Annotated in this window: 16 protein-coding genes and 2 tRNA genes; 6 read left to right on the top strand and 12 right to left on the bottom strand. The window is 33.7% G+C overall.

The window, feature by feature from the left end; genetic code table 11:
- Positions 1 to 89: 89 nt before the first annotated feature.
- A complete protein-coding gene (locus ACOQN3_RS08785; protein WP_420546092.1) occupies positions 90 to 2,357 on the bottom strand; it encodes an aconitate hydratase in 2,268 nt (755 codons plus the stop codon).
- 152 nt (positions 2,358 to 2,509) lie between these two features.
- Here ACOQN3_RS08785 and ACOQN3_RS08790 point away from each other — a divergent pair, with 152 nt between their 5' ends.
- Complete coding sequence (locus tag ACOQN3_RS08790) at positions 2,510 to 3,142, top strand: hypothetical protein (RefSeq protein ID WP_420546093.1); 633 nt, start codon at positions 2,510 to 2,512, stop codon at positions 3,140 to 3,142.
- Positions 3,143 to 3,152: 10 nt separating this feature from the next.
- Here the strand turns inward: ACOQN3_RS08790 and ACOQN3_RS08795 are convergent, their stop codons facing one another.
- Genes ACOQN3_RS08795 through ACOQN3_RS08805 form a run of 3 tightly spaced genes read right to left on the bottom strand, consistent with a single transcriptional unit; the run spans position 3,153 to position 4,442 of the window.
- The gene (locus tag ACOQN3_RS08795) at positions 3,153 to 3,719 is read right to left on the bottom strand and encodes a hypothetical protein (protein WP_420546094.1); all 567 of its coding nucleotides are present in this window, start codon (positions 3,717 to 3,719) and stop codon (positions 3,153 to 3,155) included.
- A 20-nt stretch (positions 3,720 to 3,739) separates the two neighbouring features.
- Positions 3,740 to 3,979 carry an Lrp/AsnC ligand binding domain-containing protein gene (locus ACOQN3_RS08800; RefSeq protein WP_014963852.1) on the bottom strand — a complete coding sequence of 80 codons (240 nt, stop codon included), beginning with the start codon at positions 3,977 to 3,979 and terminating at the stop codon, positions 3,740 to 3,742.
- Between the two features lie 43 nt (positions 3,980 to 4,022).
- Positions 4,023 to 4,442, bottom strand: a complete 420-nt coding sequence (locus ACOQN3_RS08805; protein WP_420546095.1) for an EVE domain-containing protein — start codon at positions 4,440 to 4,442, stop codon at positions 4,023 to 4,025.
- 324 nt (positions 4,443 to 4,766) lie between these two features.
- Here ACOQN3_RS08805 and ACOQN3_RS08810 point away from each other — a divergent pair, with 324 nt between their 5' ends.
- Complete coding sequence (locus ACOQN3_RS08810) at positions 4,767 to 5,021, top strand: hypothetical protein (protein WP_420546096.1); 255 nt, start codon at positions 4,767 to 4,769, stop codon at positions 5,019 to 5,021.
- Here ACOQN3_RS08810 and pheT read toward each other — a convergent pair.
- Together pheT and ACOQN3_RS08820 are read right to left on the bottom strand one after the other, a co-directional pair.
- On the bottom strand, positions 4,992 to 6,635 hold the full coding sequence (gene pheT / locus ACOQN3_RS08815; protein WP_420546097.1) for a phenylalanine--tRNA ligase subunit beta: 1,644 nt from the start codon (positions 6,633 to 6,635) through the stop codon (positions 4,992 to 4,994). The genes ACOQN3_RS08810 and pheT overlap by 30 nt on opposite strands.
- Positions 6,626 to 8,014 (bottom strand): phenylalanine--tRNA ligase subunit alpha, encoded by a 1,389-nt coding sequence (locus ACOQN3_RS08820; protein ID WP_420546098.1) that lies wholly within the window; start codon positions 8,012 to 8,014, stop codon positions 6,626 to 6,628. The genes pheT and ACOQN3_RS08820 overlap by 10 nt, the downstream gene beginning before the upstream one ends.
- Before the next feature lie 51 nt (positions 8,015 to 8,065).
- Here ACOQN3_RS08820 and ACOQN3_RS08825 point away from each other — a divergent pair, with 51 nt between their 5' ends.
- Together ACOQN3_RS08825 and ACOQN3_RS08830 are read left to right on the top strand one after the other, a co-directional pair.
- Positions 8,066 to 9,178: a tryptophan--tRNA ligase gene (locus ACOQN3_RS08825; protein ID WP_420546099.1), complete on the top strand. Its 1,113-nt coding sequence runs from the start codon at positions 8,066 to 8,068 to the stop codon at positions 9,176 to 9,178.
- Positions 9,175 to 9,456, top strand: coding sequence for a hypothetical protein (locus ACOQN3_RS08830; RefSeq protein WP_420546100.1), 282 nt, complete (start codon positions 9,175 to 9,177; stop codon positions 9,454 to 9,456). The genes ACOQN3_RS08825 and ACOQN3_RS08830 overlap by 4 nt, the downstream gene beginning before the upstream one ends.
- Before the next feature lie 146 nt (positions 9,457 to 9,602).
- Here ACOQN3_RS08830 and ACOQN3_RS08835 read toward each other — a convergent pair whose 3' ends face one another.
- From ACOQN3_RS08835 to ACOQN3_RS08855, 5 genes are all read right to left on the bottom strand, one after another.
- Positions 9,603 to 10,310: a CxxC-x17-CxxC domain-containing protein gene (locus tag ACOQN3_RS08835; protein WP_420546101.1), complete on the bottom strand. Its 708-nt coding sequence runs from the start codon at positions 10,308 to 10,310 to the stop codon at positions 9,603 to 9,605.
- Between the two features lie 64 nt (positions 10,311 to 10,374).
- Positions 10,375 to 10,704 carry a hypothetical protein gene (locus tag ACOQN3_RS08840; protein WP_420546102.1) on the bottom strand — a complete coding sequence of 110 codons (330 nt, stop codon included), beginning with the start codon at positions 10,702 to 10,704 and terminating at the stop codon, positions 10,375 to 10,377.
- Positions 10,705 to 10,756: 52 nt separating this feature from the next.
- Positions 10,757 to 11,233, bottom strand: coding sequence for a phosphopantetheine adenylyltransferase (locus ACOQN3_RS08845; protein ID WP_420546103.1), 477 nt, complete (start codon positions 11,231 to 11,233; stop codon positions 10,757 to 10,759).
- Positions 11,234 to 11,266: 33 nt separating this feature from the next.
- On the bottom strand, positions 11,267 to 12,376 hold the full coding sequence (locus ACOQN3_RS08850) for a hypothetical protein (protein ID WP_420546104.1): 1,110 nt from the start codon (positions 12,374 to 12,376) through the stop codon (positions 11,267 to 11,269).
- Between the two features lie 253 nt (positions 12,377 to 12,629).
- Positions 12,630 to 12,703 (bottom strand) — tRNA-Ala (locus tag ACOQN3_RS08855).
- Positions 12,704 to 12,783: 80 nt separating this feature from the next.
- On the opposite strand from ACOQN3_RS08855, the gene ACOQN3_RS08860 reads away from it, so the two are divergent.
- A complete protein-coding gene (locus ACOQN3_RS08860) occupies positions 12,784 to 13,338 on the top strand; it encodes a thioredoxin family protein (RefSeq protein ID WP_420546105.1) in 555 nt (184 codons plus the stop codon).
- Between the two features lie 33 nt (positions 13,339 to 13,371).
- Positions 13,372 to 13,458: transfer RNA gene (locus ACOQN3_RS08865), tRNA-Ile, on the top strand.
- A gap of 7 nt (positions 13,459 to 13,465) precedes the next feature.
- Here the strand turns inward: ACOQN3_RS08865 and ACOQN3_RS08870 are convergent.
- Positions 13,466 to 14,359 (bottom strand): ArsR family transcriptional regulator, encoded by an 894-nt coding sequence (locus ACOQN3_RS08870; protein ID WP_420546106.1) that lies wholly within the window; start codon positions 14,357 to 14,359, stop codon positions 13,466 to 13,468.
- Positions 14,360 to 14,415 lie beyond the last annotated feature (56 nt).

Raw genomic sequence — 14,415 nt, forward strand, 5'->3', positions numbered from 1 at the left:
TTTGCAAAAATATCAGAGAGGATGTACAATAAATCAAAATCAAAATAAAAGATTTCTCTTTAGAGTAAACATATCTATTGATATGAAAACTAATTTTTTTCTCTGAGAACATTAAGTGCAGAACCAGCTTTGAACCATTCTATCTGAGATTGATTGTATGAATGATTTAGTAAGATTTCATCTTTGCTTCCGTTGCCATGAGAAACAATGCAAGTTACTGGTTTTTGTGGTTCTAATTTATCCAGATTAACCAGACTAATTTTATCATCTTCAAGGATTTTATCATAATCATCAGGATTAGCAAAGGTTAGAGCCAAAATACCTTGTTTTTTCAGATTGGTTTCATGTATACGTGCAAGGCTCTTAGTAATAACAGCAGCACATCCTAAATATCTAGGAGTCATTGCTGCATGTTCTCTACTACTACCTTCACCATAGTTGCTGTCACCAATTATTACCCATCGCATCTGTTTTTCCTTGTATTGTCGGGCAATAGTTGAAAATGATTCAGTTTTACCATTTAGAATGTTTTTTCCATGTCCCACTTCATTAGTAAATGCGTTGACTGCCCCTAGCAACATATTATCACTAAGATTGTCTAGGTGTCCTCGTAAAGATAGCCAAGCACCAGCAGGAGATATGTGGTCTGTAGTACATTTGCCCTTTGCTTTTACCATTATTGGGATTTCTTCAAAGTCTTTTCCATCCCACTTAGAAAATGGTTCCAATCTCTGTAATCTCTTACTATTTGGATCTATCAACACATCTACATTCTCGGAATTTTCCGGAGGGGCAACAAAAATTCCTTCAGGTCTCATGAAACCTTCTTGTGGAACTTCGGGTGCAGGTTTGGGAGGTTCAAGTTTGAATTTTGTCCCATCAGATGATGTAAGTTCATCATGTAGAGGATTAAAAGAAAGTCGTCCTCCAAGAGCTAATGCAATGATCATTTCAGGACTGCCAATGAAGTTTAATGTACTTCTGTGTCCGTCATTTCTTCCTGGAAAATTACGATTAAACGTAGTGACAATACTATTGCTTTGATCTTTTTCAAGTTCAGGTCGATTCCATTGGCCAATACATGGACCACATGCATTTGCAAGAACAGTGGCACCAATATCTATAAGAGAATCCATTTGACCATCACGTTCAATGGTTCCTCGAATTTGTTCAGAACCAGGTGTTACAAGTAATGGAATTTTTGCTTTGATGCCTTTTGCTTTTGCTTGTTCTGCTATACTAGCTGCTCTTGACATATCCTCATATGAAGAATTGGTGCAGCTTCCAATCAATGCCACTGAAATAGGATCTACATAGTCATTTGATTTTACATCGTCTGCAAGATCAGAAATACTACGTGCAAGATCAGGAGTGTGTGGTCCTACTATATGAGGTTCGAGAGTTGAAAGATCAATCTCTATTACTTTATCAAAGAATTTTTCAGGAGTTTCATCAATTTCCGGATCAGCTACAAGTAAATCTTTATTTTGATTTGCAAGTTCAGCAATATCACCACGATTAGTATATTTCAAATAAACTTCCATTCGTTTATCATACGGAAAGATTGAACAAGTAGCACCAATTTCAGCACCCATGTTAGTGATAGTTGCTTTACCAGTACAGCTAATAGATTCAGTACCTTCTCCAAAATACTCTACAATAGAATTTGTTCCACCTGAAACTGTCAATGCCTCTGCAACTTTCAGGATGATGTCTTTTGGTGCAGTCCATCCATTTAATTTTCCAGTTAATTTAACACCAATTCGTTTTGGATAAAGTAATTCCCACGGCATGCCAGCCATTGTTTCAGCTGCATCAAGTCCGCCTACACCAATTGCAATCATCCCCAATCCTCCAGCATTTGGAGTATGAGAATCAGTGCCTATCATCAGACCTCCAGGGAAAGCGTAATTTTCAAGAACTACCTGATGAATAATTCCAGCTCCTGGTTTCCAAAAACCACATCCATATTTTGCAGCAGCTGATTGTAAGAACTTGAAAACTTCGCTGTTTTCATCTAATGAAACTTTCATGTCTATATCACCTTGAACCTCTGCTCGAATGAGATGATCACAGTGAACTGTTGTGGGTAGAGCTGTTTTATTTAGGCCAGCTTGCATGAACTGCAACATAACCATTTGTCCTGTAACATCCTGTAGTGCAACCCTATCAGGATTTAGAAAAACATAATCTTTCCCACCTGTAAAACTTTGATTTCCCATTTCATTGAAATGTCCACATAAGATTTTTTCAGTAAGAGTTAGAGGTCTTCCAACTATTTGTCGGTAAATGGACATATTTGATTTTATTTTCTTATAAACACTCGAAACTAGTTTAGTAGTTGTATCAATTTCCACAGAAGTTGATAGATTCATCCTGAATTTAATATTTGCATTACAAATACAAGCAAAAATCAAAAAATAGGCACAATAATTCTGAACAATTATAAGCCAAAAGCGGGTTTCTAATTCAGTGTTAGCTAATTCTAAAAGAGAACTGAGGCGTAAAAATGGTCAATAAAGGTTTTCCAAAATTTGGAATGTCTCAAGCAGGGGCGTTTGTAGCGGCTTTAAAAAATTACAATTTACCAGATTTCATATTAGTGTTAATTGCAAAAGAATGCAAGTCAGAACTACTTGAGAGAGGAAGAATTGATGACAGACTACAAAGTATGAACGATGAAGCTTTAGAATTATTACACAAAGTATTTGTCGAGTGTGAAGAAGACGATGCTGGAAAGTATGCACAATACAGGTTCTATGCATATGTATCAAGTATGTATCACAAGTGCGAGGTTTTGGTAAATGAAACAATTCCAGGATCAACTGGCAAAAATCACAAAATCCCAGTGGCAGTAAAAAATAATGGAATGTACATAGCGGTTGCATACAACAAAGCAACGGGAAATCCGGTTAACAAAAAAGAGACAGCACGATTTTACGAAATGGTAGATGACATCAAAAAAGGAGATCACGGAACGATGCTAATTGATGCAATTTATGGATCATCAGTTGGTTTCAGAGGTGATGCATTAGTAGAGCTCGAAAATCTAAGTAAATCTAGAACAAATGATCCAGAAAACAAGCTAGATTTTAAAACAGCAAACTTTGAAAATAATATTTATTCAGTCACCAAGTGTTAAGTCATGTTATTTACAGGTTTAAATGAGAAGTATTCATTGTTAAGAACATTGGTTTATCATCAGTTTTTTTAAAATCATCTCCATACTGTTCAAATTCTAATTGATCATAGAAATGCTTAGTCCATATATCATGAACTTCTTGAATGAATTTTTTGTGTCCAGCTAGACGAAGCATCTCATGAACTATTTCATGAGAAACAGTAGTACAATTTTTTTCGGCTAGAAACAAAGCATTATTGCTTTCTTTGGGTGGTTGCCAAAAAGCCAGACCAAAATTTTCAGCATGATAACCCTCACAAGTACAATCAGTCCACATAGGTTTGAAATTAGTGAGGTAGAAATGATAGATGTGTTTTCCTCTTTGTTCATGATCACGCACTAAGGTATGAGTATCAATTCTTTGAAAGATACTTCTCTTAGCAGTAATCAGTTCGTCACATTTTACTTCATAGTCTCTTCCAAATTTTTCTTTAATCCAAACTTTGAAGAATTGCGCCATTTTTTTAATATATTCAAATTCAAACTGTCGTTTTTCACGTTCTTCTTCCTGTATGACAAAAATAAAATGCAGAATCATAATAAGAAAAAAGGGTGTTTTTATGTCTGGCCTTCTATACCCATAAGGGTTAAAGTAGAACGAATTTTTTCAATTTTTCGAATCTTCCAAGTTATTGTTTCTCTAAGTTTTTCAACAGTGTCAGATTCTATCTTGGCCAAAATATCGTAGGCACCAAAAGTTCCATGAACTTCTTTTACACCTTCTAGACCCTTTAGTTGCTGAATTATAGCTTCCTCAGAACCTAGTTCACAGTTTATTAAAACATAAGCTGTTGCCATGGTTTTACTACACAAATCGACTATATCAATAAACCGATTTGATTCAGGTTTCAGAGATTGTCATTATTTTATCCCAGATTTTCTTTGGTACAGGCATTACAGACAATCGTGAGATTCTGATCAATTCCCAATCCTGAAAAGTTTTTTCTTTCTTCATCTCCTCAAGAGTCACTGCTCTTTTCAGGGATTTTTTGTACTTTACATCAACTACTATAAATCGTTCATTGTCTTCTTGAGGGTTTGGATATGGTTTTGACACTATTTCCATAATACCTACAGCTTGTCGTTCATCGCCAGTATGATAGAAAATTGCAAGATCTCCAGGATTCATTTCTCGCATGTGCTTTAAGGCCAAATTATTATGGACACCGTCCCAAACTGTTTTCTTATCTTTTTTTAGTTGTTCAAAACTATATCCTCTTGGACCACTTGGTTCTTGTTTGGCTAGCCAATAATTTGCCATTATACCTTGTTCTTGTAGTCACTAGTTTTAGTTTTTTGTAAATTGTTTATATTGTTCCCCGGTTCTGACTCGCACAAGTTCATTGGTATTTAGCCAAAACCTCCTTGGGTTTTCTAACCGGGGTGCCCATAATGTAGCATGCCTGGGTGAATTAGAAATCATTGGTATCCTTACGATCGACATCATCCTAATCCGTCTGCATGCCTGCTCTTGGGCGTTAAGAATAAGGACATGCCTACTAAAAACCATTGATAGTGTATTTTTCTAATTTTTCATACGCACAGAGCAACTAAAAATAAATTTCATAAGAAATTTGTTTCCCACATGGAAATTAAAAATATAACAATTTTTTTTATTGGAATTACAGTTTTAATTTTAGGAATACTAGTAATTATTTTTGATTATCCTCAAATCCAATATTTTGAAAAAATGAGTTTTCAAAATATAATGGATGAAAAAGACAGAGAGATGCATCAGAGATTAATTATTGAAATTTCAGTAGGTGGGATTATGACTATTGCAGGATCAATAATGATATTCTCTTCTTTTTTAAAAAGATTTGAAAACGGAATCAGATAAAGAGATTTCAAATGCTGCTACAGATACACGAATTTTATATTTTTCAACAACTTTGGAATTAATCATGCCAATGACTCCAATAGATCTTCCATTTACTAAGACCTCAGCACAATGTCCTTTTTCAAAAGAAGGATGATCAAAAGATTTGGTTTGAATTTCTATTGCAAATCCCATTTTCATTGCCGAAAACAATACAGATTTTATTTCTGTGAATGTTACATCTTTGTGAGCGCTAATACCTGCAAAATTAATTTTTTCAGAGACAGGATCATTTAAAGAAAAAACAGTGCCCGATTCAAATAATTTTTGAGGATATGGTTCATGAATATTTCTAGAGATATTTTCTAAGAGACCAGGAAAAACAGCATCACGTAAAATGGTATGTTCTTGACTTTTTGAGTCCAACACAGAAATTATGTTTTTGGATTCACGATTAACCATATCATAAAGTACACGTTTGCTTGTAAGACTAGAATTTAGTGCTTCATGATATCCCAATCCAACCATAGTTTGATCTAAAGACCTCAAATGAATTGAGACAGGATTGGTTTGCCCAATCGTTTGAGATGGGGATAAGATAGGAGTAATATTTGGAGTTCCATAACCTAATGATACTTCTTCGACTAAATCCATTGGACCAAAAATATCAAATCTATATGGAGGTATAGTACAAAGAATACTTTTACCATTTATTGTGGCATCAAGACGAGATCTCTTTAAAGAAGATACAATCTTAGATGTACTCAATTTTAATCCAAGAATTTGATTGACCAGACTATCATTGATCTTCATTTTTCGTAGTTGGAATTTTGGAGTAGAGTTTTTGTTACCAGATATGTTGATTGATTCCAAAGTGAAACCTGCACTTTGCAAAATAGTAGCAACTACAGCAAGCATATCTTCAGCATCTTGTTTATTTATGCCAGTAACCTCTACAAACAGATTTTTTGTTTTATTGGTAAGAGTTGTTTTAGCCGCGTTGATAATAGGTGGAAGGGAAACTGTTTGTTCATTGGAATCTAGAATTATTGGTACCTCAGAGTGATTTTCTAGAAGATGGCCGTATTCTTTTCCAACATCTGTTTCTTTTAAAATATCAGAGACAGACATTTCTTTTTCAGAATGTAGAGGTACAAACTTGTGGTTTTTTGTGATAGTAGTGTATACCAAGGGAAAGCAAATTTTATCCAGGTCATGTATTCCAATAGATGATTTTCGTCTTTTACGACCAATGCCAAAATGTAAGTCTTCTTGCATTGCCATAAATTGCTTGATTGCGGTATCATCTAAATTGCCATTTTTGGCAATTATTCCAGTTACAAAAGGTCGTACTTTTGAGACTTGAGGCTTTACGGAGATTGATTGTTTACTAGATTGTTTTATTCTTAGTTTAATGGAGCCAGTTTTTATTCCAAGCAAACCCTGCATTCCAATTGCAATACCATAATCTGTTGAATAATCAGGTCGATTAGGACTGTATTCAATACGAACAGAATCACCATCCTCAGATTCAATATCTAATCCTAGAAAAGGTAAAGAATCAGAGATTTGTTTTTTTGTTGCTTTTCCAATTAATTTTTGTAGGCGTTTATAGGATAAATCAACTACTGGCATTTTGTGACACTCCTTAACCAACCTAAATTGTTGTTATAGAATTCCCTAACATCGTTAAGGTTGTACTTTAACATAGCAATTCTCTCAATTCCACCTCCCCATGCTAAAACTGGTTTTTTGATTCCAAGAGGTTTAGTAACTTCAGGTCTAAAAATACCCATTCCGAATAATTCCACCCATTTATCGAGTTTTTCATTGTATACCATTGTTTGTAAAGATGGTTCGGTATATGGGAAGAAAGTGGGCCAAAACTTAATTTTTGTAATTCCAATTCGTTTGTAAAATTCACGTTGAATTCCCATCAAGTCTCGTAAAGTAGCATTTTTACCCACTACAACTCCTTCAATTTGATTAAATTCTACTAGATGTTTGTAACTTACTTTTTCATTTCGAAACACTCGCCCTAAAGAAAAAACCCTTGCCTCATCAGGTTTTTGCTCTGCAAGATGTTTAATGGTTACACACGTGGTATGAGTTCTTAGAACCATTTTTCGTGCTTCATTAATGTCCCAATGATAATGCCAGTTTTTTTTATGAGAAGATGATACTTTTCTAATCTGTTCAGGAGTTCCAATTTTTTTTGCAGAGATAGAATCTAAAAAGAAGGTATCTTGTAATTCTCTTGCAGGATGATCTTGAGGAGTAAACAATGCATCAAAATTCCAAAAACTGGACTGACTCATGTTCCCAATAATTTCTGAAAATCCAAGAGTTACAAAAATTTCCCTAATTTCATCAATTGTATCTTTCAGCGGATGTGTTCGTGCAACAAATAATTCTGGTACTTTAGCTTCTACATCAATAGCACCAGTAGATTCTGAAACTTTTGTGGATTTTCCTATGTCAGTTAAAGATATTTCTTTATTTTTTATTATATTTTCAATGAGAAAATCAGGCCTTTTGGAAAGTGCAAGACAATCTTTTTCATCAATTGTATCTTCGGGTTTTTCCTCCATTCCAATATGATTTAGTGTTTTTTCACCAGGGAATACAGCAGGCAAAGTTTTGAGTGAAATTTTATCAGATAGTGTTTCAATCCAATCATTCTTTTTAGACAAACCCATGGCTGGACCAAAAAGAGATCCAAGCTCCTGCTGCAATTCAGAGATTTTTTTTGGGCCATTGCTAAGTAATTTTAATAATCTTTTTTCAGGTAAACCGTTTTGAAAAGATTCAATACCATTTTTTCCCAATCTAAAGGTGCGTTTTTGAGACTGATTGACAACTGCAAGATCTTTTAGTCGTAACCATTCTATCCCTCTTCTGATTTGATCGGGTGAAAGTTTTGTAGATTCACCAAGTTTCTCAAGAGTTTGTTTATTATTTTCTTTTAGAGATTGAATAATTTTTTTTTCAATTTCATGAAAAACTTTCGACAATAGCTCAAAGTTCGAAAAAGACTTTTTAAACCTTAACCTAAGTCAAATTGAATGTCAGCAGATGACTTTATTGTTACTCCATGGCACGTAGAAGGAGAAATTGATTATGATAAATTAATCAAGAAATTTGGTACTGAAAAAATTTCATCAGAATTACAATCTAGACTTAAGAAAATTACAGGCGAAGATCATTTTATGCTTAGGAGAGGAATTTTTTTCTCACACAGAGACATGAATAGAATTTTGGATGATTATGAAAAAGGAAAGAAATTCTTTTTGTATACTGGAAGAGGACCATCAGGACATACCCATATAGGACATTTAGTTCCATGGATTTTTGCAAAGTGGTTACAAGAAAAATTTGATGTTAAGATGTACTTTCAATTAACAGATGATGAAAAATTCTATTCAAAATCGGGACTTAGTTTGGAGGATACTAAAAAATATGCATATGAAAATGCCTTGGATTTTATTGCATTAGGTTTTGATCCTAAAAAAACAAAAATAATCATAAACACAAGAAATATTCAAACTCTTTATCCTATTGCCGCACAAGTTGCAAAAAAAATCAATTTCTCAAACACAAAAGCAACTTTTGGATTTACAAATGAAACAAATTTAGGAATGATTTTTTACACATCATTACAATCAGCGCCTTGTTTTATTGAAGATGAATCAGTTTTAATTCCATTAGGAGTTGATCAAGATCCCCATTTCAGATTAACAAGAGACGTGGCACCAAAGATTGGTAAACAAAAACCCGCACTAATCCACAACATAATGATTCCTGCATTAGAAGGGCCTGGAGGTAAAATGTCAGCTTCAGATGAAAGTGGTACTATTTACACAACAGATACGCCAAACATGGTAAAGAAAAAGATAAACAAATATGCATTTTCAGGAGGTCAGCCAGACATAGAAAAACACAGAAAACTTGGTGGAAATCCAGACATAGATGTATCCTATCAATATTTGAGAATATTTTTTGAACCTGAAGATAAAAAATTAAAGGAAATATACGATGATTACAAATCAGGAAAACTTCTTTCAGGAGAATTAAAGGCAATATTAATCGAAAAAATCAATAAATTTTTGGAAGTTCACCAAAAAAAGAGAGAAGAGGCAAAGAATAGAATAGAAGAATTTCTTTTGGAAAACAAATGAGAACTTACATTAGTTGTGATGACAAATATGAAGCACAGAAGCTTGCGTCACTTATTTTCATAAAGGATGGAATGGAGACATACATTACTGCAATCCTTAACGTGATCAAAAATGAATTAGTTATTGCATTAAAAGATAAATCAGCACACAGTATTTTGCTCAAAGATGAAAAAAACGTGGAAAAATTTGCAGATTTTATTCAATCAGTAGTGGACAAAGAACACAAGATAATATCCACCAAAATCATCAATTTTGATGTAGAAATAATAAAAGAGTAACCTATGGAACAAGTGTGAAATAAATTGCCACAATGCCTACCATAGCAACCAGACTAAGTCCCATCGCTTTAAAATCACTATTCATGTTTTGAGTTTATAATTATTATAATTAAAGTGTTAATAAATTCTCAAACCTGATTTTTTGTTTATCGAGGGAAAAATTTACTTTTTTTCCGTTTAGGGGAGGAATTTTCTTTCTTTGGTTTTGAAAGTGGTTGTCTTATTTCATTACAATTCAGGCATAGAACTTTTAATTCCTCTTTTGCCAGATTTGGTTCAGAAATATATTTTCCCCAGGAAGACGCAAATCCGCCTCGTCGAATGTTATCAAAAACTGCATCATCATAAATATGACAAAAGCCTAGAGCTCTTGCATCTTTAAATCCACAACTTGAACATACTTTGCCACCTAAAATTTCAAATAATTTCTCTTTTAAAGAGGCATAAAATTTTTCAGATCCTCCAGAATAGAAAGTTTCTTGTTTTTTTAGAAATTTCGCATTTTTTGATCTGGAATCTTTGAAATTATTTTTGTTTGATTGTGGAGAACTCTCAAATCTTGTGTCTCGGTCATTTCTGGAATTTTTATCATCATCAAGTTTTCCAGGTTTATTGAGTTTGAAACAATCACTACAATATACAGGTCGATCATGTTTTGGAACAAATGGAATTTCACATTCATTACCACAATCAGCACAGGTAACTATGGCAGATTCATTTTGGTTTACATTTCTGGAATAGCGTGAGTCTCGGTCATTTCTGGAATTTCTAAAAGACCTAGATAGTTTTTCATTTCTTCTGGCATTGCCTCCAGATTTTTTTCTATTAAAGTCCCTTGATTTGTAGAATTCCATTACAATGGGTTAAACTAACTGAATATAGATAGTTAGGGGTAAGTTTTGTGCCTAAAAAAACTAATCATACAAGAGACTTGTCCATTTCAGTGGACATTACTTCCTGAACTTTAAGGAAGTAAAGTTTTGTAGAATATGGCATTGCATCTAAATTATTATCGACTGCAATCATAAAGTATCTTACCGCTCTTTTTGAGATATCTAAATTAAATTTCATTGGAAGGATAGGATCCTGATGAACCTTAATTTTATCTTGCAACCACGGGGGTGCCATCTCAATAGTTTCCAGTATGATTTTATTGTACCAAAATGAAAGGCTTTCAGGCTGTAATCCTTGTTTAAGATTTGTTAAATCCGAATCAATCTTTCTCATCATTGAACCAATTATAGCCATGAAATAAAGTTAGAAAATTTTGTTTTATTTTAATTACTCAATGTTTGAGAAGCTAAGGGTCAACTGATAGAGAGTTTCCCTCAATGTCGATTTCAGAATTTCTTATGCGGGTAGTAGAAATACGTACTCCATCCTTTGCCAAAAACATTGGTATTGTAATTATTTTAACAGGAGGAAGATTTTTTGAGACTCTTAATTGATTTAGTACCTTACCTTGACCACTTGTTTCTTCACTTACGACTAATGCTTCAACCTCTTTTGTTAAAACGGCAGGTCCAAAATCATTATCTAATTTACGAATATCAAAAGAGGAAGAAGGAAATTCTTTTGAGATTATTTTAGTTAAATTATCTAATCGCGTTTGGTAGTTATTGACAAGAGTTTTTCCTCTCTTACGGGCAAATTCATCGCTAGTCAACCCAATTATTACTTTGTCAGAAATTTTAAAGGAATTTGAAAGTAATGTTAAATGTCCCCTGTGTATTATATCAAAAGTTCCACCTGTTGCTACAAGAGAAAAATCAGACATGTTGTTGAAGACATCAATTTAAAAATAAATCTATCAGGTTACAATTATTAGAACAAATGGTCCTTGTTCTGCTATAGGGATATTGTTTTTGTCCCACACAAATGTTTCAATGAAAAAAAGACCTTTCTTCTCTGGAATCCAGTCTACAGTTTGAGATTGAAGACCAGTTCCAATAAATCGTCCATCATATTTCCCGATAAATTCCACAAAGGGGGTTTTTCCAGACTCTTTAATTTGCACATAGTAAGTATATGGAGTTTCTTCATCTTCTCCGTGATTTGTGGCAAATTGAACCCAAGTTTCACTCTCAATATGCACGGTAGTTCCTGTTTTGATTTCAGAGAGTTTGTTTCCGAGTTTATCTTTAACAGAAACATCTGAAATTTTCACAATTTTTGTAAGAGATTGAGGAGGAGGAATTTTGACATCTACAATGTCTGAGTAGAAAATATTTGATTCTGCAAATAACAAAAAGCCAACAGATCGTGAATCAATTTGTTCCTCAAATGAAAAATTCAAGTTTGTATTAGGATCTACCTTGCCAATATCTAGGGTTGAGACTCCAAGAATTCGAGGAGGATTAAAGCCATCGTAAAAAGCAATGTGTACTTTTGTATCGGTGCTAGGAGCTCCGCTATTTTCCAAAATTCCTGAGAATCTAAATGAAGTGTCAGAAAACGCTTCACTAGAGTATACATTCAATCCTTTGTGTTTATCTATAGAAGAATCAAAACTAAGAAGAGACACAGATGCTTCAGAGACGGATGAATTGGTTGTATTAGATTTAATCATGTAAGGAGATTGTCCACCAGCAGGAATTACATCTAGAACGCTGGTTCCTTCAACAGATTCAATTGGATTGAGATCAAATTCATTAAAGAAACTTGCCTGAATTCTTACATTAGATACAGAGCTGAGTGAATCATTATTTTCTACCATTCCAACTACAACAGTAAATCCATCAGAATCTTGATAGACATATGGAGTAACATTACCTAATGAAACGGACAATGTTGGTGCATTATCAGAAAACTCTTGAGCAAATCCATTAGAAAAAGGAATCAAGAGTAAAACAAGAAAACCACAAAGAATAGGTTTTATCATATGATAATCTTTGAAAAAGGGATTAATTTTGTGTAACATATGATATAGTGAACAAGAAAGGTAACAAGGTTTAACCTAGTTTACACTACGTGAAAAAATAATAAAAAGAGATGTAAATTTTAGCTTCTCTTTGCAGTAATTGCTAACCAGTAAATTAATCCTGGAGCTAAACCAACAATGAGTGGAATAAATACCGGCCATCCGTCTACATAGCTTGCCATAGAAAAAAACAAAAACTTATCCTATTTAAATCCATCCAACATTCCGAATTTCAACATCGATCAAGATAAAGTGGACCGGACGGAATTTGAATCCGTGACCCCCCGCGTGCAAGGCGGGTATACTACCAGGCTATACTACCGGCCCACAGGAAGAACTGTTTATGTGCAGATTTTAATTGTTGTCTTCTTGGCAAGAATTTTATTTGAAAACAAGATTGATTTTTTATGGTACTTTTAGAATCGCAAGCTAAGCTAAAAACAGGAGATTTAGCGCCAGATTTTGAGTTATTAGGAATTGATGACAAAAAGCACAAGTTAGATGATTATAAAGATTACAAAGGATTCTTAGTAATTTTCATGTGTAATCATTGCCCCTATGTCAAAGCAAAAGTAGATGCATTAAACGAATTATATGAAAAATGTGGAAGCGATATTGCTATGATTGGAATAAACAGCAATGATTCAACAGATTATCCAGAAGACAGTTTTGAGGCCATGAAAGAAACCGCCAAGGAAAAAGGATTTGGTTTTGACTACTTGGTAGACGATACACAAGAAATCGCAAAGAAATATGGCGCCATGTGTACACCAGATCCGTTTCTATTCAACAGTCAAAAACAACTAGTTTTTCATGGACGAATTGATAATGCTATGAAACCAGATGATGCAGCTACAGAAAAAACCATGATAGACAATATTGACAAATTATTATCAGGTAAAAAAATTGAGAAGGAATTCGACCCTTCAATCGGATGTTCAATCAAGTGGAAAGAAAATTAGACTTAAATGAGTCCTGACTAGATGATTTTTCGTGGGCTCGTAGCTCAGCTTGGCTGGAGCGTTCGACTGATAAAACCTTCAGAAATCGAAAGGTCATGTGTTCGAATCACATCGGGCCCATTTTTCATTATTTTATAGTTTGAGACACTGTTTGGGACCATTGCAGAATATCTTCGATTTTTTCAGACATTAGACTACAATTAATTTTCTTTTTCTTAGATATCTTACCACACAAAATCAACTTCATGTTTTTTCCAAATTTATCAATTATTGGGTTGATTGAATCTGCAAAGAAATTCAAGCCTTCGTCAGTTTGAGAGAATATTACAACCAATAAAAGTCCTGGTTTTTGTTTCCAAATTTTCCCTACTAGTTTTTGAAAATCAAGGTCAAATAAAATATTGATTACAGAAGACATATCTCCCAAATTAGAAACTCTCCATCCTTGTGAGTGATATACAGAAGAAGCAGCCTCAGATAGCAAAAAACTGTTCATATCAGCCGCAATCAATACAACATTTTTTTTAGAGTCAGATACGACTGGAACCTGATTTAAAATGTGGATTGAGTTTGAAATCGTAGTTTTTAAAAGATTGAATTCAGAGGTTCCAATTTTACCATCATCAAAAAGAACTTGAATTGAATCAATTGCTGGAAGAATTATTTCAAAAACTAGTCGGTCAACAGTCGCACCAGAATGTAAACAGTTTTGAATCATAGAAAATATCTGATCATCTGTACCTCGAATTAGATAATCAAGGTATTTTTCTGCTATTACAAAATAATCTTCAGGAAAATTATAAGATTCTTGTCCTGGTTGCAAAAACCACAAAGTAACATTTCCAATGTTTTTTTGTCTAAGCAATCCCTCTGCTGCAAATACTTTTAGATATTTTGTCATTGTAATTCGATTAATTCCAATAGCCTCCGAAATCTCTACTCCAGACATTCCATTTTTAGAATTTTGTAATGTTGAAATTATTCTATCTCGAATGTCTTCAACAGAATATCCTTTTCCCATATGCGATTTTAATCACGCTTGTGTATAAAGGCTAATTCACAAGTATGAATAAAAGA

Origin of the sequence: Candidatus Nitrosopumilus sp. (genome assembly GCF_965223225.1) — an archaeon.
In the GTDB taxonomy this organism is placed as follows: domain Archaea; phylum Thermoproteota; class Nitrososphaeria; order Nitrososphaerales; family Nitrosopumilaceae; genus Nitrosopumilus.

What these genes read in the sequence shown, in the direction of transcription:
- ACOQN3_RS08790 (WP_420546093.1), top strand. Translation starts at nt 2,510, where the DNA reads ATGGTCAATAAAGGTTTTCCAAAATTTGGAATGTCTCAAGCAGGGGCG.
- ACOQN3_RS08795 (WP_420546094.1), bottom strand. Translation starts at nt 3,719, where the DNA reads ATGATTCTGCATTTTATTTTTGTCATACAGGAAGAAGAACGTGAAAAA.
- ACOQN3_RS08800 (WP_014963852.1), bottom strand. Translation starts at nt 3,979, where the DNA reads ATGGCAACAGCTTATGTTTTAATAAACTGTGAACTAGGTTCTGAGGAA.
- ACOQN3_RS08805 (WP_420546095.1), bottom strand. Translation starts at nt 4,442, where the DNA reads ATGGCAAATTATTGGCTAGCCAAACAAGAACCAAGTGGTCCAAGAGGA.
- ACOQN3_RS08810 (WP_420546096.1), top strand. Translation starts at nt 4,767, where the DNA reads ATGGAAATTAAAAATATAACAATTTTTTTTATTGGAATTACAGTTTTA.
- pheT (WP_420546097.1), bottom strand. Translation starts at nt 6,635, where the DNA reads ATGCCAGTAGTTGATTTATCCTATAAACGCCTACAAAAATTAATTGGA.
- ACOQN3_RS08825 (WP_420546099.1), top strand. Translation starts at nt 8,066, where the DNA reads ATGTCAGCAGATGACTTTATTGTTACTCCATGGCACGTAGAAGGAGAA.
- ACOQN3_RS08830 (WP_420546100.1), top strand. Translation starts at nt 9,175, where the DNA reads ATGAGAACTTACATTAGTTGTGATGACAAATATGAAGCACAGAAGCTT.
- ACOQN3_RS08835 (WP_420546101.1), bottom strand. Translation starts at nt 10,310, where the DNA reads ATGGAATTCTACAAATCAAGGGACTTTAATAGAAAAAAATCTGGAGGC.
- ACOQN3_RS08840 (WP_420546102.1), bottom strand. Translation starts at nt 10,704, where the DNA reads ATGGCTATAATTGGTTCAATGATGAGAAAGATTGATTCGGATTTAACA.
- ACOQN3_RS08845 (WP_420546103.1), bottom strand. Translation starts at nt 11,233, where the DNA reads ATGTCTGATTTTTCTCTTGTAGCAACAGGTGGAACTTTTGATATAATA.
- ACOQN3_RS08850 (WP_420546104.1), bottom strand. Translation starts at nt 12,376, where the DNA reads ATGTTACACAAAATTAATCCCTTTTTCAAAGATTATCATATGATAAAA.
- ACOQN3_RS08860 (WP_420546105.1), top strand. Translation starts at nt 12,784, where the DNA reads ATGGTACTTTTAGAATCGCAAGCTAAGCTAAAAACAGGAGATTTAGCG.
- ACOQN3_RS08870 (WP_420546106.1), bottom strand. Translation starts at nt 14,359, where the DNA reads ATGGGAAAAGGATATTCTGTTGAAGACATTCGAGATAGAATAATTTCA.